Source organism: Flavobacterium saliperosum (genome assembly GCF_900100625.1).
GTDB lineage: Bacteria > Bacteroidota > Bacteroidia > Flavobacteriales > Flavobacteriaceae > Flavobacterium > Flavobacterium saliperosum.
This window is the reverse complement of the sequence record NZ_FMTY01000001.1, coordinates 138,649-159,528: the sequence shown is the minus strand read 5'-3', so window position 1 is coordinate 159,528 and position 20,880 is coordinate 138,649. Positions and strand designations below refer to the sequence as shown.

Annotated in this window: 17 protein-coding genes; 9 read left to right on the top strand and 8 right to left on the bottom strand. The window is 35.9% G+C overall.

Translation table 11 applies throughout. From position 1 onward, the window contains the following. Window positions 1–50 precede the first annotated feature (50 nt). A complete protein-coding gene (locus tag BLQ05_RS00790) occupies window positions 51–5,990 on the bottom strand; it encodes a PKD-like domain-containing protein (RefSeq protein WP_023575240.1) in 5,940 nt (1,979 codons plus the stop codon). A 447-nt stretch (window positions 5,991–6,437) separates the two neighbouring features. Beyond that, entirely contained in the window at window positions 6,438–7,511 is a 1,074-nt protein-coding gene (locus BLQ05_RS00785) for an AI-2E family transporter (protein WP_023575238.1), read from the bottom strand. A 343-nt stretch (window positions 7,512–7,854) separates the two neighbouring features. Between BLQ05_RS00785 and BLQ05_RS00780 the strand changes: the two genes are divergently transcribed. The 6 genes from BLQ05_RS00780 (at window position 7,855) to BLQ05_RS00750 (ending at window position 12,373) form a co-directional block, all read left to right on the top strand. Then, a complete protein-coding gene (locus BLQ05_RS00780) occupies window positions 7,855–8,154 on the top strand; it encodes a TIGR03643 family protein (protein WP_035653810.1) in 300 nt (99 codons plus the stop codon). A gap of 335 nt (window positions 8,155–8,489) precedes the next feature. Continuing rightward, complete coding sequence (locus tag BLQ05_RS00770) at window positions 8,490–8,627, top strand: DUF2256 domain-containing protein (protein ID WP_023575237.1); 138 nt, start codon at window positions 8,490–8,492, stop codon at window positions 8,625–8,627. Window positions 8,628–8,678: 51 nt separating this feature from the next. Then, on the top strand, window positions 8,679–9,998 hold the full coding sequence (locus BLQ05_RS00765; protein ID WP_023575236.1) for a DASH family cryptochrome: 1,320 nt from the start codon (window positions 8,679–8,681) through the stop codon (window positions 9,996–9,998). Between the two features lie 332 nt (window positions 9,999–10,330). Next, window positions 10,331–11,611, top strand: coding sequence for a phage integrase SAM-like domain-containing protein (locus tag BLQ05_RS00760; RefSeq protein ID WP_023575234.1), 1,281 nt, complete (start codon window positions 10,331–10,333; stop codon window positions 11,609–11,611). Then, window positions 11,601–12,047: a DUF6576 domain-containing protein gene (locus BLQ05_RS00755; RefSeq protein ID WP_035653807.1), complete on the top strand. Its 447-nt coding sequence runs from the start codon at window positions 11,601–11,603 to the stop codon at window positions 12,045–12,047. Before BLQ05_RS00760 ends, BLQ05_RS00755 begins: the two co-directional genes overlap by 11 nt. 2 nt (window positions 12,048–12,049) lie before the next feature. Then, entirely contained in the window at window positions 12,050–12,373 is a 324-nt protein-coding gene (locus BLQ05_RS00750) for a hypothetical protein (RefSeq protein WP_143000889.1), read from the top strand. On the opposite strand, the gene BLQ05_RS00745 is transcribed toward BLQ05_RS00750, so the two are convergent. The 4 genes from BLQ05_RS00745 to BLQ05_RS00730 all read right to left on the bottom strand — a co-directional run bounded on the left by BLQ05_RS00745 (window position 12,368) and on the right by BLQ05_RS00730 (window position 16,710). Next, window positions 12,368–12,937, bottom strand: coding sequence for a hypothetical protein (locus tag BLQ05_RS00745; RefSeq protein ID WP_023575233.1), 570 nt, complete (start codon window positions 12,935–12,937; stop codon window positions 12,368–12,370). The genes BLQ05_RS00750 and BLQ05_RS00745 overlap by 6 nt on opposite strands. Before the next feature lie 6 nt (window positions 12,938–12,943). Beyond that, on the bottom strand, window positions 12,944–13,099 hold the full coding sequence (locus BLQ05_RS13845) for a very short patch repair endonuclease (RefSeq protein ID WP_262486474.1): 156 nt from the start codon (window positions 13,097–13,099) through the stop codon (window positions 12,944–12,946). Between the two features lie 84 nt (window positions 13,100–13,183). Then, window positions 13,184–16,324: a DUF3427 domain-containing protein gene (locus BLQ05_RS00735; protein ID WP_035653803.1), complete on the bottom strand. Its 3,141-nt coding sequence runs from the start codon at window positions 16,322–16,324 to the stop codon at window positions 13,184–13,186. Next, on the bottom strand, window positions 16,321–16,710 hold the full coding sequence (locus tag BLQ05_RS00730) for a (deoxy)nucleoside triphosphate pyrophosphohydrolase (protein WP_023575231.1): 390 nt from the start codon (window positions 16,708–16,710) through the stop codon (window positions 16,321–16,323). The genes BLQ05_RS00735 and BLQ05_RS00730 overlap by 4 nt, the downstream gene beginning before the upstream one ends. A 417-nt stretch (window positions 16,711–17,127) precedes the next feature. Here BLQ05_RS00730 and BLQ05_RS00725 point away from each other — a divergent pair, with 417 nt between their 5' ends. Continuing rightward, window positions 17,128–17,757, top strand: coding sequence for a hypothetical protein (locus BLQ05_RS00725; RefSeq protein ID WP_023575230.1), 630 nt, complete (start codon window positions 17,128–17,130; stop codon window positions 17,755–17,757). Window positions 17,758–17,767: 10 nt separating this feature from the next. Here the strand turns inward: BLQ05_RS00725 and BLQ05_RS00720 are convergent, their stop codons facing one another. Beyond that, the gene (locus tag BLQ05_RS00720) at window positions 17,768–18,580 is read right to left on the bottom strand and encodes a hypothetical protein (protein ID WP_035653801.1); all 813 of its coding nucleotides are present in this window, start codon (window positions 18,578–18,580) and stop codon (window positions 17,768–17,770) included. A 106-nt stretch (window positions 18,581–18,686) separates the two neighbouring features. Here BLQ05_RS00720 and BLQ05_RS00715 point away from each other — a divergent pair, with 106 nt between their 5' ends. Beyond that, on the top strand, window positions 18,687–19,001 hold the full coding sequence (locus BLQ05_RS00715) for a helix-turn-helix transcriptional regulator (protein WP_023575228.1): 315 nt from the start codon (window positions 18,687–18,689) through the stop codon (window positions 18,999–19,001). A 69-nt stretch (window positions 19,002–19,070) separates the two neighbouring features. Then, complete coding sequence (locus tag BLQ05_RS00710) at window positions 19,071–20,075, top strand: hypothetical protein (protein ID WP_143000888.1); 1,005 nt, start codon at window positions 19,071–19,073, stop codon at window positions 20,073–20,075. On the opposite strand, the gene BLQ05_RS00705 is transcribed toward BLQ05_RS00710, so the two are convergent. Further along, window positions 20,072–20,689, bottom strand: a complete 618-nt coding sequence (locus tag BLQ05_RS00705; protein ID WP_023575226.1) for a recombinase family protein — start codon at window positions 20,687–20,689, stop codon at window positions 20,072–20,074. The two genes, BLQ05_RS00710 and BLQ05_RS00705, sit on opposite strands and share 4 nt — an antisense overlap. Between the last annotated feature and the right edge of the window lie 191 nt (window positions 20,690–20,880).

The window sequence follows — 20,880 nt, the reverse complement described above, 5'->3', positions numbered from 1 at the left end:
TTTGGAAAGATTTGTTTATAAAAAAGCCCCGAAAAATCGAGGCTTTTGTTTTATCGGATGATTACTTTTTTGCTGAGTGCACCATCGGTTGTTTTGATTTTTACGATATAGGTTCCGGAACGGATGTGTTCCACAGGAATTTTGATGTTTTGTTGTTCTTCATTCGAAACGTCCCATTTAGCAACGGATTGTCCTAAAATATTATATAAAGCAACGGACTCAACGCGAACATCCGAAATAGAGTTTTTAATGTTCAGGATGTGATTACTGTCGGTGAAGACCATAATTCCGTTATTCAAAATGATTTCGTCGTTGCTTAAGGTTTCTGTAGTGAAACGCAATGAGAAACGGTCGTTGTATTCGCCAATCGGCAAATCAGCTAAGAAATCCTGATTTTTGAGGTCATGATACATTCCGGTCGTGTTGTCAAACAGATAAATGTCGGTCGAAGCCGGTATGTTTTCCAAAGCATCAATTTTTATTTTGGAAGTGCCGGCCGTAGTGACTTTAACTCCTAACGGAATGATTTGTGCGATATTAAAATTGGGAACTCCCTGAATTACGAATTTTCCGTTGCTGATACTCCAATACATATCGTCCTGATTCACATCAATCATTGGGGCATCGTACCCGATATCAAACTGATTGGAGGTATTGGTGTCGACTCCCACTAAAAGTTGTCTGCGTAATCCCGATGCGGCTTCAAAACCCAATCTGATTTTTTGTCGGTTGTCGCTATCTTGGGACACCGTACTGTTGGCGGATTTGAAGAACACGGATTCGGCAGGAGACTCTGTTTTAAAAGCCCGTTGACTGTTTCGGAATTTTACGGTTCCCCCGGTAATTGGATTGGATAGACCTGTAGCACCGGCAATATCCGTTCTGATGAAAAATCCTTGTGCGACAGGGATGTATCGTTGTGGGACTTTTGTTCCGGTGGTATTATTATTATTTATCAAAGGGTCGTTTGAGATAGCTACAACGCCTCCCATCAAATTGTAAGTGGCATAACCTCCGATGTATTGGTTTAAATAATGGGTGTTTCCTCCGAAATGATCCCAAAAATAAAGCGCTCCGTTAAAAACATTTGACATTGGACTGCCATCATCCAGTACATTATCCGTTATGAAAGCATTAGCATCCAAAGCGGAAGGATACGGATTTCCAATCAAGTACAATTGGTTCATTGCCATGGTTAAATTGATGTCGCCATTATTTGGTTTTCCAGTAAATACATAATTCTGATAATTTGTACTTGGTTCTAAACCGGTGACGCCTTTCATCGTAAAACCTTCTCCGACTTTAACGCTTCCGGTATTCCCAATAGCTTGCCAGGACCAGTAACTGGTGCTGATCTGGGTATATTTGTACAACCAGCGATTGCTTATTTTAATTGGACTTGTAAGTGCACCGTCAGAATAGTTATATCCGTCTCCGAAACTTATCACACCCGGATTGAACGGACTGGCAACGGCATTGGTCCCGTCTTTCAGGACACTGCCAATCGTATAACTCAGATTGTCTGCACTAACCGGCGATGACCAATAATTGTAATGGAAACTGCTTTTTGTTCCCTGCTGATCCCGTAATAATTTTCCGGTTCCGCCCGGAGGGTTTGGTCCGGCTCCATTTTGAACCAGCTGTGCTTCTCCGGTTAATCGTAAATCACCGCTTGTCAGTAAAAGATTGTTGGCAACCGTCAACTCAAATCCGTCAGCTACGCTAACACCTCTGGCACCATTGGTACCGTTGAGGGTCAGATTGTAAAAACCTTCGTTTAGCTTAATTCCGGAGTTAATCAATTGTATTTGATTGTTTGTTGCACCATTAAAGGTAACTGTTCCGGTTCCCGGAATAAAATTCCCGCTGTTTCTCCAATCTCTTTTTACGTGTAAGTTGGAATTGGCTGTCATTGTTATTGATGCTCCCGGACTTATAATTACGTCTCTGGCGGTAGCAATATAGCTGTATGCCGCAGCAAAAGGACTTGACGGATCGATAATCGGCATGGTTGTTAGTCCGGTTGGAATTTGAGCATCAATGGTTGCAGAAGGCAGACCACCGGCCCAATTCTTACAGTCAAACCAATCGTTGCTTACCAAACCTGTCCAAAGTCCTTGCGTGCCATTCAGGACTGTAACAGTGGCAGAACCGGATATGTCACTTCCAATCGCAGTACATCGTACATCATTTAAAGCCGTTAATGTGTATGTTCTACTTGTTGTCATATTCGGGACGCTAAATGTGTAAGGATTGGTAAGGATATTGCTTACCGTTGTTGATGTAACACCATTGGTATATGTTATTCTCCAAGGACCTCTTCCTGTTAATGCTACATTGAAAGTGGCAGTTTCGCCCATGCATACCACCTGGTCCTGACTAATCCTTGCCGTTGGTCTTGGATTCACGGTAACCGTTACATAAGCGGTTCCGTCGGTTCCAAAACTATTACAACCATTTAAGAATGACGTTACGGCATAGGTTGTGGTTTCTGTTGGAGTTACGGTCATGGTAGCACTGTTGCTGATCACAACACCAGTTACGGCATCTACCCATTGGGTACTTAGGTTTAGCGGTGCATCCGGGATTTGGATATTATCCACAGCCCAAGAGCTACCAACCACTCCATCATAGAAGAAGCGAATTCTCAGATTTGGTTGCCCTAAATAAGGACTTAAATCCACACTTCCAGGAGCAAAACCATTATAAGGTCCTAAAGTACTTGGTCCTGCAAAAGTTGCTATCGTAGCATAGGCACCACCGTTTACCGAAATCTGTATGTAACCGCTTGATCCCGCCAAAAAGTTATAAGCGTGCGTGAAACTTAATGTCGCGGTAGTTAAACCAAAAGTATTGAAAATTGGTGTGTATAAGTAGGAATTGAAATCCCCGTTTGCGATGGCAAATTTACCCGATGAGGTGTAATTAATGCCCGAATACGTTCCGCCATTGGTGGCACTCAGTTGCCAATGTCCCGGATTGGTGTTGCTGGCTCCCGCATTTAAACAATTTCCGCATCCGTTAACTAGCCATCCGGTAGGGTTGGAGTTACTGAAAGTTCCTCCCGTGGCTAACGTAGAACTGGTTGCATACCCGCTTTGTGATGATAATACCGCGGAGTCTCCGTTACAAATTGTTGAAGGAATCGCTGTTACCGGTGTTGGCCTGATGTTAGGAATTACATTAATCATCGTTGAGGTAGAAAATGCAATTGCACACGGGCTGTTTTGTACCACGGCTCTAAAAATGGTGGATTGTGTTATGTTGCTGTATGTGTGGGTGTTAGTAGTGTTAGCAATAGCCAACCAAGAGATTCCTCCTGTTGTGGAATATTCCCATCTGACAACAGCGCCTCTATGACCACTTAGATAGAGTGTTCCGTTTGCCACATGACAGGAAGTGGCTGTGTTGACAGTGGGTGTAATATTGGGTTGCGAAACGGTAACCGATCCTCCCAAAGAAAGCGGTTCAACTATAACGGTTGCTGTTATAGGAGTACCCGGACATCCGTTAGCAATCGGAGTAATTGTGAAAGTGGCCGTTTGTTGTGTTGTGGTTGTATTTGTAAGGATTCCTGTAATGTTTCCTGCTCCGTTTTCCAATCCTGTAATTGTCGTTGTGTTGTTTCTTGTCCAATTGTAAGTGGTGCCAAGTACAGTACCTGTGAAGGATATTGCAGTGATGGGACTACCTGAACAAACGGTTTGGGATGTGTTTACAGTGGCAACAGTTGGCGTAGGATTAACGGTTATCGAAGCTGTTATTGTAGGGCCATTACATCCGTTTGCATTGGGTCTGATTGTAAACACAGTGGTCTGAATACTGTTGGTGTTATTTGTAAGTATGCCACTTATGTCGCCACTACCGCTGGCGGGTATTCCGGTTATATCGATTGTTTCTGTTCTTGTCCAGGTGTACGTTGTCCCAGTGACATTTCCGGAAAGGATTATGTCTGTAATTGTACCACCCGAGCAGATGGTTTGGGATGCCGGTGTTGCAACGACATTCGGAGTCGGATTAACCAATACTGATACTGTGATTGGCGAGCCTTGACAGTTATTTGCTGTTGGAGTCACCGTAAAATTCACAGTTTGAGGATCATTGGTGTTATTGGTTAATGTTCCGGTTATCGTTCCGGTACCGGACGATCCGATTCCTGTTACATCAACAATATTATCTCTGATCCATTGGTAAGTTGTTCCTGTTACGTTACTGGTTATGCCAAAGCTTCCTATGGCAACTCCTGAACATCTTGTTTGATTTGGTAATGAAGAAGAAGCAATCGGAATCGGATTGATTATTACGGTTGCAGTTATTGGAGTGCCGTTACAACCATTGGCTGTTGGCGTAATTGTAAAAGTGATGGTTCTTGGGACAGCATTGGTATTGGTTAAAGTCCCGGAAATATCTCCGCTGCCACTAAGAGGAATTCCATTTACATTAGCCAAATTATTTCTGGTCCAATTGAAAACTGTTCCTGCTACATTTCCGGAAAATGCTATGGTTGCAATGGATTCACCGGAACAGATGGTCTGACTCGAATTGGTGACAGTAACATCCGGAGTAGGATTCACAGTCACCGAAGTGTAAATCGGGTTTCCGTCACAGCCATTCGCCGTCGGGGTGATAGTGAATGTTACAGTTACAGGACTGTTGGTCGTGTTGACTAAAGCGCCGCTGATGTTCCCGCTGCCACTGTTTGCGATTCCGGTCACATCCACAGTATTATCCCTTGACCAATTGAACGTGGATCCTGGAGTTGTTCCCGAGAGTACCATTGTGGCCATTGCCGCTCCGGAACATCTTATTTGTGTTGGATTTGTTGCGTTGACAATCGGAATAGGATTTACAAGCACGGTTGCGGTTACTGGTGTGCCATTGCATCCGTTGGCAGTTGGTGTAAGGGTAAAAGTCACCAATACCGGTGAAGCGGTTGTATTTGTTAATACGCCGCTTATGTTACCGCTTCCGCTCGCCGAAATTCCGGTAACGTTAACGGTATTGTTTCTGGTCCAGTTGAAAACTGTTCCTACTACATTTCCTGAAAGTGTCATTGTAGCAATGGATTCACCGGAACAGATGGTCTGACTGGAATTGGTGGCAGTAACATCCGGAGTAGGATTCACTGTAACTGTAGTGAATATCGGGCTTCCGTCGCAACCATTTGCTGTCGGAGTAATGGTGAATGTTACTATTACAGGACTGTTGGTGGTATTGACTAAAGTGCCACTGATGTTGCCACTGCCGCTGTTTGCGATTCCGGTTACATCGACAGTATTATCTCTTGACCAATTGAACGTGGATCCAGGTGTTGTTCCCGAGAGTACCATTGTGGCCATTGCCGCTCCTGAACATCTTATTTGTGTTGGGTTTGTTGCGTTGACAATAGGGGTAGGGTTAACGGTTACTGTTGCTGTTATCGGAGTTCCGTCGCATCCGTTAGCGGTAGGTGTAATGGTAAAGGTCACTAAAACAGGCAAAGCGGTTGTATTTGTTAATGTGCCGCTAATGGTACCGCTTCCGCTAGCCGCAATTCCGGTAACGTTAACGGTATTGTTTCTGGTCCAGTTGTAAACAGCGCCGGCCACACTTCCTGAAAAGGTAATGGCAGTGATAGGATTTCCCGAGCAGCTTGCTTGCGATCCGGTTGAAGCAACCGCATTCGGAATGGGGTTCACGGTAACGGTAACGGTGTCGTTGTATGTAAAAGCACAAGTAACGGCATAGACACTATACGTTGTGGTTGACCCAGGAGTAACATTGAATACAAGGTTTCCTCCGTTTCCCGAAACCGGGGCGCCAATATCTGTCGCACCGTCTCTTAACTGATAGGTTATAAGTGGATCACTATTCGCTAAGGTAATGGTTGTACTTTCTCCGAAACATAGGGCAACATCATTTGAAAGTGTTGCCTGTGTGACGCAATCCTGACTAAATCCGAAAAGTGAATACAACAATAATAAGATTCCCAAAAGGTAACTTTTTTTCATAATGTGATATTTTAATTAAACAAATAAGTTTTTCATTATTTGATTAATCCAGAAAAAAACCTTTGGATAAAGTAGGTTAGATAAAGACCGTTATTTTGAATTAAGGGCATTTAATTCAAATTGAAACCACCCTCTTTAATGAAGAATTATGAAATAAAATTCAATACATTCCGGGAGTAGTCTTTACCTTATATCGATGTTGATTTTGAATTAACTTGTTTAAAGCTAATTATTTATAATTTAGTTCGCTAAAGTGTGTAAGAGTTTTCGATGAATTGGTTTCAACTTTCGATGAACTACTTAAATAGTTTTTTCGGAACCGATTTGCCGGAGGAGAATATTTCAGTTGAAGAAAATTTTGAATTTTATGAAGATTTCAGATAAAAAAAACAATCAGGAATTTGGTTTTTCTTTGTGAAAGTGAAACTGCATTTCTGGTCTTTAGTCTCATTTCTTAAAGTGGATTTTTATCTTTTCAATGAATCCCGTGTGCTTTGATTCTGTTTCGCCGATTAAGAAGCCATACGGTTTAAGTGTTTCTATATGATCACATACGATTTTAACTATGGCGGTAATCGGGATGGCGAGGATTATTCCGGGTATTCCCCAGATTAATTCTCCCAAAACAAGCACAATTATGGTAAAAAGGGAATTGATTTTTACCTGAGGACCAACTATTATCGGTTCCAGAATAAATCCTTGAATGAATTGAATCACAGCATAAATAAGTACGATACCTCCTAATAATGGGAAGCTTGCACCATGTAAGGCTGTTACCAAAACCGTGAGTGTGGTTCCCGTTATGTTTCCTACGAAGGGTATGATTTCCAGTACGCCGCAGAGGATGGCAAAGAAAATGGCGTTTTTTACACCAATCAGACTGAAGCCCACACCATACATTATCCATAAACACATAATCATTTTGGAAAGTCCGACCAGATATTGCTGGGATATGTGGGAAGCACTGTAAATCACTTTTTCCAATTCTTTTCGTTGTGTGGGCACTGCCAGTTTCAGAATAAAGTTTTTAATGTGCGCACGATAATACAGCAGGAACAGGAAATAAACTAATATCAGTACGAAACTGGTTACGAAATAGGTAAGTGAACCCACTACCATTTGCACTATACTCGTATACGATGGTTGTTCACTTTTCAGTATTTTCACCTGTTCTTCAATTGTTATGTCCAGATGATTGAATATGTAGTCCTGAAGGTGACCGCCCGCTTCAATGATTTTTTGCTTTATAAGCGCAATGTCGGTAATGACTTCGGAAACTTTCCAGGACAATAGCGATACAAAGCCGGCAATGATTGCAAGTAATAGCAAAAGGCATAAAAAAACGGATAATCCTTTTGAAAGTTTCTTTTTTTCCAGCCAGTTACACAAGGGTAAAAAGAGAGTTGTCAAAATCCCGCCTATCAACAGAGGCATCAGAAAAGGCTTGGCGTAGTATAAACCTGCAACCACTAAAAAAAGGAGCAGAATTTTTTGAAAAACGGAGGCGTTGTTAATAGTCATAAGCCGGTAGTTTCCAATTGAAAATCAGTATTAATACTACATTAACCAAGCAATAAGCAGTATAAATCTACTAATTTAATGCAACACTATCTAATAAAAAAAAGAGAATTTATTTTTGATTGCAGTCTGAATAATGAGAATTTGATGAATAAGCGGCTTAGATGTTTGACTTTTTTATCGATGAATCTTGTTCTGTACTTTATTTGCTGAAAATAGGGTTTTGATTCCTGAGTAGCATCCCATAGTAATTCAAGCACATCGAATAAGTTTACATTTTATTTGTTGTAGTTAAAAATTCAGTAAATTTGTTTAATTATTTATGTAAAATGTTAAACAGTACAATATGGTATTCACAAAGCAAAAACAATCTAATTTATCTGAAACTGAATTAGACCGAATTATTGAAATGGCTTGGGAAGACCGAACTCCATTTGACGCCATACAATTTCAATTTAACTTATCGGAGGCCGACGTAAAAGCTCTGATGAAGAAAGAATTAAAATTCAGCAGTTACATACTCTGGCGGAAACGGGTTGAGAGTTGTAAAACCAAGCATTCGGCAAAACGTGTTGATGACATTGGGCGCTTTAAATGCAATCGGCAACGAACGATTTCTAACAATAAAATCTCCAAAAGAAGGTGAAACTGCCTGTTTGCATTTACAGAGAGTTGATTTTTTGGCAGGTCAGCAAACTTATGTTCGAAGTGATTCAAATGGAACAGAGGTAAAGCAAATTAAGAAGCTATCTCTATTGTTCACAATAGAAAAAGGAAGCAATGGAAATCAAGTTGGACGGACCAACAATTGTATGACTTCGGAATCGGGAAGGGCTATCCGTTTCCGACCCCAGATAGGGAGGCTACCCGAAAATGCGCAAGTGGCATTATGAGGAGCCTCCGAAAAAATGTCGCCATAAGCAAGAAGCGGAAAGATTTCTGAAAAACATATGAGCACAGATAAATCAAGCAAACAATCCAATGCGAAATGTAAGAAAGCAAAACCTGCCCAGTAAAATATGCATTATCTGTAATCGTCCTTATTCCTGGAGAAAAAAATGGGAAACTGTTTGGGATGAGGTAAAATATTGCAGTAATCAATGCAGAATGAAAAAATGATTATGGTATTGTTGGGCAAGCCGATTATTATTTAAAACACATCGATGAGTTATGAAAACAGCAGTAGTTTGGTTTAAAACAGATTTGCGAGTTACCGACAATGAAACCTTGGTGAAAGCCCTTTCTCAAAACGATGCGGTTATTCCGGTGTATTGTATTGATGAGACACATTTTAAAACAACCCCATTCGGTTTCCGAAAAACAGGAAATTTCAGAGCGCAATTTTTAATGGAATCACTATTTGATTTAGACAAAAACTTAAGGGAATTAGGTTCCGGATTACTCGTTTTAAGCGGAAAACCAGAAGTGGAGATTCCTAACATTGTCAAACAATATAGAGCGCACCGGGTCTATGCCAAACGCGAGGTTGCTTTTGAAGAAAAGAACACCGAATTGTCAGTGCAAACCGAACTTTGGAAACTACATTGCGAACTGTTTACCTTTAGCACCAGTACGTTGTATCATGCGGAAGATTTGCCGTTTTCCATAAAAGATATACCGGATGTGTTTACTGATTTCAGAAGAAAAACCGAAAAAGAGGCTCAGATACGAAGTGTTTTTGAAAAACCAATACGCATTCCTTCCCCTGAGATTCAGCCACCTGATTTACCAACGCTGTCAGAATTAGGTTTTAAAAATGTAAAAATTGACAACAGGGCTGCCATTCGGTTTAAAGGCGGGGAGTCGGAAGCCATGAAACGACTGAATCACTATTTTTTTGGTACAAAATCAATTTCCCGCTATAAAGAGACAAGGAACGGAATGGTTGGGGCAGATTATTCGACTAAGTTTTCGGCTTGGTTGGCGTTGGGATGTATTTCGCCACGGTTTATTTATCAGGAACTCAAAAAGTACGAATTACAATTCGGAGCCAATGAATCCACCTATTGGTTGGTGTTTGAGTTGTTGTGGCGGGATTATTTCCGGTTTATGATGAAAAAGCATCAAAGTAGAATGTTTCGGAAATCGGGTATTCGAAACAAAGAAATGGCAACAGTAAAACCCGATTGGAAACTGTTTGAAAGCTGGATGGAAGGCCAAACCGGAAATGATTTTGTAGATGCCAACATGCTGGAATTAAAGCTGACCGGTTTTATGAGTAATCGGGGTCGCCAAAACGCAGCAAGTTATTTGTGTCACGATCTGAAATTTGACTGGCGGTATGGTGCGGCTTATTTTGAACAACAACTCATTGATTATGATGTTTGCAGCAATTGGGGCAATTGGGCTTATTTGGCGGGAGTTGGAAATGACCCTAGAAGCAATCGTTATTTCAATATAGAAAAACAGGCATCCGATTATGATAAAAACAAATTGTATCGGAACTTATGGTTAAATAAATTTGATAATTCATCAGACAGTAGAAAGTAACGTCATTGATTTGGAGGAAATCGTGTACTGATTATAATGTAATCAAAATTCAATTTGCGGATATTGGGAATTTCAGGTAATAAAAAACCCTAACTGTTTGATTAGTTAGGGTTTTGCCTTTTGTAGCGAAGACGGTAATCAAAAATTTGTTTTTATTGGATTCAGCTTATTTTCAAGAAATGCCAAAAAGGCTTTATTTTCAAGGGGTTTGGCCGTTTTTAATTTTAAATTTTAAAATAAAATGAAATAGAGTTAACAAAAATCCCGTGAAAATCCCGTGATTTCTTTTCAACTTTTTTGAATGCCGGAATATAATAGTCAAATATTATACAATGGCAAAAATTCAATTTAAAAATAACAGCAAACAACAGGTCGCAAATTTAAATATAAGGCTCTATCAGGGGAAGATTAATTGTTATGCGCAATCAAACATTTTTGTTGACAGTTCTTTATGGAGCAATACAACGAACTCTTTAAAACAACGTGTTGATAATTCAATCAGAGAAGAGATAACTGAAAAAACAGACGGGATTTCAAAATACATCCTTAAAAGATTTTATGAAGACTACGCAAAAGGAGAGTTAATCAATTCCAAATGGTTAAGAAATAAAGTAGATGAATTTTACGAAAGACCGACAGGAGTGGGGGATTATCGATATTACTTCGTTCCGTTCATTGAAAAATTTATTAAAAATTCGACAAATCGTGTTAATCCTTTAACCAATAAGATTATTGCTGAAAATACCATAAAAGCATATAAAACCACATTGGCAAAAATCGTTGAGTTTCAGGATAAAGAGGGGATAACCATAAAAACAAAGGATATAGATCTTAATTTTCATCAGCGGTTTACAGCTTATTTATCTGTTGAAAAAGAATACGGAGGAACTGTGATTGAAAAATACGTCCGACATGTTAAACAGTTTGTTCGAGAAGCTAAATCGTGCGGTTATGAAACAAGCCCTGAGGTTGAAAATAAAAATTTCACTTACCAACGAAGCTCACCTATTGATACTTATCTAAATGAAACAGAAATAGACAAAATTTTTGGTTTGGATTTAAGTAAAAATCTTGAACTGAAAGACTCACACGATTTGTTCATAATAGGATTGTGGACAGGATTACGTTTGGGGGATTTGATTCGTTTCGATCAATTTAAGATTGTTAAAGACAGAATAGTTATAACGGAAACAGACAAGACAGGGGAGAAGGCGACCATTCCATTGCATTATCAGGTTAAGAAAGTTTTGGAATCACGAGGAAATCGCTCCTTTGTCAATGTTAATGAAGTGAAATTTAATAAAGATATAAAGCAGATTTGCAAATTAGCCGGAATTAATGAAGTAATAGTAGGGAGAAAAAGAGTTCCGGGGAAAAACAGAAAAGTTAAATCGTATTATCCAAAATATGAGCTGATTAGCTCCCATACTTGCAGAAGATCATTCGTGACAAATCATTACGGAAAAATCGATGATAAAACGATTATGGCGATTACAACACATAAAAGCTATAATCAGTTCATGAAGTATATAAAAACAACAACCGATGAGTCGGCAAGCAAGATGGAAGAACTTTGGAAGAATTCATTAAAATCAAAAGAAAATGGAAAATAACTTAATTGTAATTTCAGTCAAGGATCTGCCTTATAAAAAAATGAACGGGATGCTGAGATTACTGAAAATCAATCCGGATTTAGTGGCTAAATCGATATCAGTTGACAGCCAAAAATACTGTCGGATAAGATGGCAGGATTATTTGGTTTTTTCCCATAAGATTAAAAAGATTGTCCTTTTAAAAAAGGATGGTCTTTTCTTTTTTGTAGGTTATTCAAAAAATGACGAAACGATTGTTTACAACGATGAATTTTCAAAGTTTATTTTGAATAACGGAAATCAAACGGATAAGGGAACTGTAAAAGAAAGCACCTCCTTTTTGAAAACAAAATTGCGACGGATTGATATACTTTTAGATAAAGTTGGATCTTTTGGGATTAATTCGCTTACTGCTGATGAAAAGAATGAACTTCACCAATTGTCCAAAAAGATATGAAAATGGCCAAAATTATCCTTTGCCTTTTCCTGCAGTTTCCACTGCTTTCATTTTGTCAGACATATGATGAATTGGGAGTCGTGATTATTTTTAAGGACAGTGTAATCCAAATAATAAACAGAGATGGAGGATATAAGGTTATAAAAATATCAGAAAGGCAGAATAATAAACTGGTCGAAATTAACTTAATTAAAACTTATTATTTTGAAGGTGATGTTGTTCATAATCATAAACTTTATACAAAAGAAGGGGAGGTGGTTATTGAGATAAAAGAGGGTGAGAAAATGAAAACAATTGTTATCTTAAGAAATCATGAGAAATTATAGAACTTCATAGCTATTCTGAAATGTAATGAGAGTATCTTTTTTCTTAGATAAAAGTTCTTGGCCTTCATAGGTTATTTTTTCAAGAAGCATGGAATCTTTTAGATTCAGAAGTTGAAATTCTAAGTTGTCGATATTAAAAAAACCGGAGACGATTTCATAACTGGCTATAAGTCCTATTTCTTTTTGCTCTAAATAAAAACCAGCTTCATATTTAGGTTTTTGAATTTTTACAGAAGTGTTGTATAATGGGAAAAGCAATAGTTCATCTTTCAAATCATCAATTTTTAATTTTTGGACTTTTTTGTTTTTGTGCCAAATTTCAATTTGATTTTTAGGTGTGTTCAGAAGTCCGTTTACTGTTTCACTTTCTAAATCATCAGCAGATTTTATAGTTTCATTTTTGAGCAAATGATAAAAATATGGATCGGAAAGAACTTCTCCCACCGGTTGTTTCATTTTAGTCGCGATTTCATGAAATCTGATCAGAAGATTTTCAGAAAGTATAAAACTTTTTATGGTTAGCGCTTCTCCAAAAAGGTTGATTTTTAATTTACCGGTTTGCAATTATTTTTATGAGGTATTATATTTTTTCGATTGAATGAGTATTTCTTTTTCAATTAATTTTAAGACCGCTTCCGTATTTTTCCGTATTTCGGAAGACCAAAACCTTAATACCGTCCAGCCTGAAGAAATAAGATGTTCATTAACTTCTTTGTCTCTTTGTATATTTCGTTCTATCTTTTTAAACCAAAACTCCTGATTGGTTTTTATCCGGTGTTTTTCGGTTTCCCAATCTTTGCCGTGGAAAAACTATCCAATAAGCATTTTCACGGATTCTTTCCAAAGATAATTAGGCATCGGCTCATGAAGTTCCCATTTAATACTCATAGGTTTTGAGCCTTCGTATTCAACAAAATTTCCTTCTCCTATGAAAACATATCCCATTGTATTGCCAAATTCGTTAGTCGCTTTTTCTCTAACAAATAATAAAATACGCTTTCCTAGTTTTTGATGATTAATATATGTTATGCCTTTCCCTGTATCATGTCTTGTTTGATTCTGGGATTGCCAATGAAATAAAATTTCACTTATTGCATAATCGTTATACATAGTTGTCGGGGAATAATCTTCTTCTGATTTAATTAAATCTATAAAAAGTAATTCGGTATTAATTTTTTCTATGTAAGCTACACCTTCTCTGTTGGAGGATTTTTTTTCAAAAGTACTATCACCAAAAGCAGTTAATATTTGATCACGTGTATAGCGTCCATGAACTTTTAACGGTTGTTGGTAAGGAAGTTCAATTTCTATTTCCTTGAAATTGACTCTGTCAATTAAAATTTCCAATACCTCTTTAATTTCGTCTACTAAAATCTTGTTGGCACCAATTTGTCGAATACTTTCTTCTAAAGATGAAAATTCACCAGCTTTTTGCCAAACGTCGTAATGAAGCATTAACAACATAGTTTTTTCATTATTGTTCAAGTTTTCTAGTTTTACATCAAAATCAGTTTTTGCAATTTTTAATATGAAATTAAAGTAATTGGTTGAATTGGTTGATAGCCACTTCTTTCCAATTGCTGAATATATTTGTTTTTCATTTTTATTGTCAAAATCAGGAATAACACCTGCCTTTTGACATAATCTTGACCAAGAATCCTTCTTATATATTGTTTCTAATGAAATGTGGTTAAGTTCTATGAAATTGTTCAGTGTCAATGGTAATGAAAATTGATGTTGAAAATTTCTGATCTTGGTAATAAGCTGATTTATATTTAAGGAAGTAGCTTTTTTAATATTATCAAGAATAATGTCTTTTGCCTTCTTCTCCAGTACAATAGAACAGCCCAATGGTAAATGTGGAAAATCATCTTCAATTTCCTTTTGAACCGAAGTAGTTGTTTTTCCAATTAAGGCTCTAAACTTACTTTCAAAGTCATATTCCGGTCTGGCATTTCCAACAAAATCAAGAACAGTCAAACAGTCTTTACCTTCTGCTAAACGAAGCCCACGGCCTAATTGCTGTAAAAATATGGTTAAACTTTCTGTTGGACGTAAAAATAAAACAGTATCGATTTCGGGAATATCAACCCCTTCATTAAAAATATCAACAACAAACAAATAGTTGATTTCTTTCTTTTTTAATTGTGATCTTAGCTGTTCTCTTTCGTTAGAATTATTACCAGTTAAATAGGCTGCTTTAAGGCCAGCAAGACTAAACTTTTCAGCCATAAAAATAGCATGTTCGATAGTTACGCAAAATCCAAGGGCACAAACATCACTTAAATCTGTGGTATATTTTTGAAGATTTTTAATAATTTGACCAACTCGTGAATCATTCTTGGTATAAAGATTAGTTAATTCACTAGCAACATATTTGCCTTTTTCCCATTTAACGTTTGTTAAATCAATACTATCAGTAATTCCAAAATATTGAAAAGGGCATAGTAGTTTTTTATTTAACGCCTCTGGAAGTCTAATCTCTGCAGCAACTCGATTACAAAAATCCGCTAAGATATTTTCGCCATCCATACGTTCAGGTGTGGCGGTGAGCCCTAAAAGGACTTTTGGGGTAAAATAATTTAAAATAGGCCTGTAAGATGTTGCAGAAATATGATGCGCTTCGTCGAGAACTATAAAATCATAGTATTCAGGGGAGAGTTTCAGATTATTTAATTTATTATTCAATGTTTGTACGGATGCAAATACATATTCATTATTTGATGGTTCTAAACCATCTACCCATAAATCTCCAAAATTGTTATCTTGTAAAACACCTTGAAAAGTAGCTCTTGCTTGCAGTAAAATCTCTTTTCGATGCGCAATAAACAATAACTTTGATGACGGATTATTTCTTCTAAAATTTTTATAATCAAATGCGGAAATAACTGTTTTTCCGGTGCCTGTTGCAGCAACAACTAAATTTTTATTTCTTCCATGAATTGATCGTTCCACTTCTAATTTTTCTAAAATTTCGTTTTGATATGGAAAAGGTTTAATATCAAAAAAAGAAGTGTTGGATTGAACTGCTTTTGAAAATTTACCCTCATTAAGTGCTTTTACAAGTTTTGTGGTATGTCTTAAAGGATCAAATAGCTCAAAGTCTGAATTTTGCCAATAAGACTCAAATGTTTTGCGAAACTTATCGATAATATGACTTACTTCTTTTGTAGTAATCTTGAGATTCCACTCTAATCCATCCGTTAACGCAGAACGTGAAAAATTAGAAGAACCAATATAGCCCGTATGAAAACCAGTATTTCTTTCAAATAAGTAGGCTTTGGCATGTAGTCGTTCATTACCTGTATTGTAAGAAACCTTGATTTGGCTGTTTTTTAAAGAGGCTAAAAATTCCACGGCTTTAGCATCCGTAGCTCCAACGTATGTAGTCGTTATAACACGCAAGATACCTCCTCGTTCAGTAAATTCTACTAACTCTTTTTCTAAAATTCTTATACCTTTCCACTTAATAAATGATACTAACAAATCAACCCTGTCTGAAGAAAGAATTTCTTTTCTTAGTTCGCTTTCAAGCGTTGTGCCTGAATTCCCGCCAGTGAAAAGTTCGCTATGAATTAATCTTGTATAGGGAGTTATTTCTTTAAGACGTAAATCTAAATCCGTGAAATGATTATCAACCTTCGTAAATACTGCTTTTAGGATTTTACCTTCAGTTTCAATTAAATCATTTTCAAACTCTTCTTTGTTTAATTCTTCTTTTAAAAACAAAATAATTTTATTCGCAACATCAATTTGTTTCTCGACAATGTCATCTCCTTTAATGAAACTAAATGCATGTTTTATGGTGTTGCCAATATGTTGAGATAGTAATTGAGCTGCTTCTGCTTTGTCAATTATTGTTGTTTTAATTTGAAAAGCATTTTTATCCAATTCAGCAATTTTGGTATTTACTAGTTTTGTTACCAGTTCTTCATAAATGCCTTGATTCATAGTTGTTCCATTTTTAAAAGTTCAGCAACAATCGGCAAATCGGCTTCAGCCCAATCTAAATTTAGTAAATCTGATTTGGATAAAAGTTTATAATCATTATGTTCTGCTAATTGGATTTCCCCTGATGCATAACGGGCTATAAAAGGAATTAAATTAATTTTAAAATCCCCATAATCATAAATACTGTTTGAAATCTTGCGAATTACATCAATTTCGATATTAATTTCTTCCATTATTTCACGTTGGATACAATCCGATTCACTTTCTCCATCTTCTAGTTTTCCTCCTGGAAATTCCCATTTTAAAGGTAATTTCATTTTGTCACTTCTTTGAACAACTAATATTTTTTCGTCGAAGAAAATTATTGCACAAATAACATTTAGCATAAGGAATAAATTTTAAGAATAAGAAAAAGATTAAAAAATCAAAAATAACGATTCAGACGCATGCTGTAATTGTTTGTTTTTTATTTTTTCAACAATATTGTTTCTTCAAAGTCTAATCCGACAAATGTCGGCTATTCATTTTTAAACAGTAATCACTAAAATCAGGTATTTTGACTCACTGTTTTTAGTGATTTTCAGAGTGATATTTATCAATAGCGATGCTTTTTATACTAATCAGTAATCTGTTTGTTTTTGTTTTAAGAAGGAATTTGTTCATAAAACTAAAAGTGAGCAACAATAGAATGATTCTATCTTAATTACTTTTTTATATCTACTAAAAAAAATATTTTTTTAATTTTTTTTAAACTTTTTTTTACTCCTTCATATAAGCTCTAATAACATTTAAAAAAATATATAATGAAAGAGCTTTTAAAAAGAAGAGTATTAGAGAAAAGTGTGTCGCAGGATTTGGTAACGGCAATTAATGAATGGAGTTTTAATTTCGTTTTTCAGAGGGATAACAGCAGATGTCTTTGTAATCATCCGATTAAAAATGTTTGTGTGATAAAGAATTTAAAAAACGGAACAACTACTGAGGTAGGGAATTGTTGTGTAAAAAATTTTATGGGTATAAAAGAAGGGGATGAAATTTTAGCTTCAATTCTCAGACTGAAAAAAGATAACTCAAAAAATATAGGCGGCAGAGCTTTGGATTTTATCCGAAAAAGAAATATTGTTCTGGAAAAAAACGATTTTGACTTTTATACAAAAGTCAGTAAAAAAAGATGCACTTATAAGCATGAATTAGAGAAGAAAAAAGAAATCAATGACAGATTTATCAGATACTTTTCTTCTGAAAATGCAGCGCTTATTAAAAAATTTAATAAGATTGAAGACTGGATTAAAACCGGGTCTAATTCAAAATTTGATCCTGGATTTTTTAGTTCCGTGAAATCAACATTTGATGTTTTCGGCAGTATATCGGCTAAACAGGAACAGTCTTTGGATAATATTATTTCAAAATGGATATTAAAACAAGCCTCATAACAGAGGCTTGTTATTTTAAAATGGCATCGATAGTAATCTGACGTTTGAAAGGTATATAATGATCTTGGTATTCCTTAATGTATTTAAGTTTTGCCTTTTTAGTCCAAAATCGCGGGGAATATCTCAAATCAGCTATCAGATCAGACAGATGATAAACCAGATAATTCATTTCGATGTTTGTAATATCCATAATATCCTTTTGGCCAATTTTATGAAGATTTAAACCGCATTCCACATCCAGATCTGCTTTTTCTAATTTAAGACTTTCAATTTCGTCTTTATTTACAAATTCAATCGGGATTTCGTTTTCGGATAAAAAATTCCTTAAATCAATATATTGTTTTTTGCATTTTTCAGCCACGGAATGATTTTCACCGAACGTAAAAACCAATAGTTCGTACTTTTCTTTCAGTAAGAAACAGTGTTTTACCAAATGCCATATTTTTTGAAAATCAAGCGCAGCAAAGTTTGCCCGAACAGCTAGTTCAACCCTTTTTTTAAAGTTCAGTTTCATTGGGTTGGGAAGATCGTTAAATAAGCTTTTCCCGCATGCTAATTCTCCCACTGTTTTTTTATTAATGGTTGATGTTGATCTGGTGTTGTAATGGTATAACTCAACTTCTTTGATTGAACTTTTCCGGATAATGTCTTCAAGTGTTATTTCGGAAAATAAATATTTGATGATTTCGAATTTCTGAATGACAAAAGTGATCTTTCCGGAACCGTCCTCTAAAAGGGCTTGTCCTGTTATTTTGTTTTTATGAAAGTGTATTGCAAAAATATCGCCTTCGCAATTTATCACGGAAAATGATGTTATAATCATGATTTCTTTTTAGGGTATATATTAACTTTAAGTTTTCCCATTTCTTTTTTTTTTTTTAATCTGAACTTTTTTAAAACGTTTCATATAACATTTAAATTTATATAACATGGAAAATAATATGATAGTTCAACTTAATGTTGAACAATTAAGCGGCTTGATTAAAAAAGCTGTTGAGGAAGTTTTAAATGAAAGAAAAACTGAAAAAAAGAAAATACGAAAACAACTGAAAAAGGAAACTAAGCTGATGAGTCGCGAAGAAGTTGAGAAGTTTCTGGGTGTCTCCGACACAACGCTGCACAATTGGAATAAGAGTGGTGAATTACCGGCGCAGAAAATTGGCCGTCGGGTATATTACAACAAAAGTGATATAATGGCTAAATTAAGCAGTTGCCAGGCTTCTAAAAAAGCGAAAGTAAAATAATTTCAGATTTATCTGCCGGAGTAATGCTCCGGTTTTTTTATTCCCGAAAGAATCAACTTTTTTCAGTTTTTGACTATAACTCAAAAGAAAGAATGGGTTATGAAGTTGGTTGTGCCGGATGAAGTTGAGAAGGTTATTTTAAAAATAGGGAATAAAGCCAAGCAAAGAAGTGCTTATAAGTTATTTGCAGCGATTTGTAAAATGGAAATTTTAGCCGATAAAAACGGATTCTTTCCGCTTCCGTCAAAGTATTTGCAAAGTGTAAATAGAAGATACCACACAATAATTGATACTTTTATTGCAAACGGAATTATTGATTTTGAACATTATTACGATTTTCATCCAATCACTTTGGAACGAGTGAAAAGAAGACGTTATAATGTAGAGAAAGGAATCTGTATGCGCTATAAGTTTTTAATTGACATTGAAATGGGGCAGGTTAAAGAAATTGATTTTGAAAACAATCGTTCGTGCCGATGGTTTGAAATAATTAAACAATCCCTAAAAGAGTTAGGTTATGATTACAAAGTAAGCAGAGTAGCTTTCGGAAGAAGGGTTTATTACGGCCTCATTCAAAATTATAAAAATGAACTCAAAAACCGAGGGTTATGTTTAATTGATGCCAAAGCTTCTCAGCCTAAACTGCTTTTACTGGAATTAAGAAAAAATAAAATTGAGGATCTGAATTACGAGGAGGCTTTTGAAAATGACTTTTATAATTATTTAGTGGATAAATTAAAATTAAAATCACGCGAAGAAGCTAAAGAAATATTCATGTATTTTTTGAATGGAAATGGCTATGTTCCAAATAGTGAAATCTATCATCTTTTCCCCAAAGCGAGTTTTTTTCTGAAAAGCCTTAAAAAGGATAATTATAAAAATTCATCGCATAATTTTCAGAAAATCGAAAGTAAAATCTGGATTGACGATCTTTTGAATAATATACCGGTCGATTTTGCTTTACCAATCCATGACTGCCTTATTGTAAAAGAAGAGGTGGCAGGTTTAGTTCTCGAATACTGTAAAGAAAAATATCCTGAAATAGATTTCGTGATTTCACATTTAAGAGATTAGGCAACTAATCTTTTAACTTTTTGAATCGTTCCGCAAGATTTGCCGGTTAGTTTCATAATATTTCTGATTGATTGCTCTTGTCTTAGAAACTTTATCACATCTTTGTTTTCTTCAATAAAAGCTTCATTACTTTTTCGGTAGCCAACTTTTCTTCCGAGTTTTCCGCCTTCATTAATAAATTTAGATCTTCCGGAATTTAATCTCTCCTTTATCAGGCTAAGCTCCAGATTGGCAAAAGTTGATGCAATTGACAACATGGTTTGAACCATACTGTTAGTTTCGCCTGACGGTAGGAGGGTATGAAGTTTAAAGTTATCAATAATAATATTGATTTTGTGTTCGTTGCACTTTTCTAAAAACAATGCAAACGATGATATCTTTCTGGATATACGGGAAATCTCCAATGCGATAATATGTCTTATGTTGTTCTTTATTGCAAAATCTAAGATTTCATCATTTATATCATCATTCGCTGTTCCGCTTTTGTAATAAGTAAATTCCTTTACGATTTCATATTGACCACCGTAAACCTTTCTCAGTTCTTTACTCTGACGGCTGACATCCTGTTTGTTTTCGTTCGTTGAGCATCGGGCTATAATTATCGCTTTTTCCATATCAAAATCATTTATTACCAGAAATTACAGCATTTTCGTGACTTAACAAAATAAATCAAAGACTAAAGGTGATACAATTTTACATGTGCTATTTTAAATGTAGTAGACTTATTTTAATACAGTTTTGTTTTGATACATTTTTTTGAAAAAAAAACTAAACTTTTTAAAACTCATTTATATAATCTTCTAAT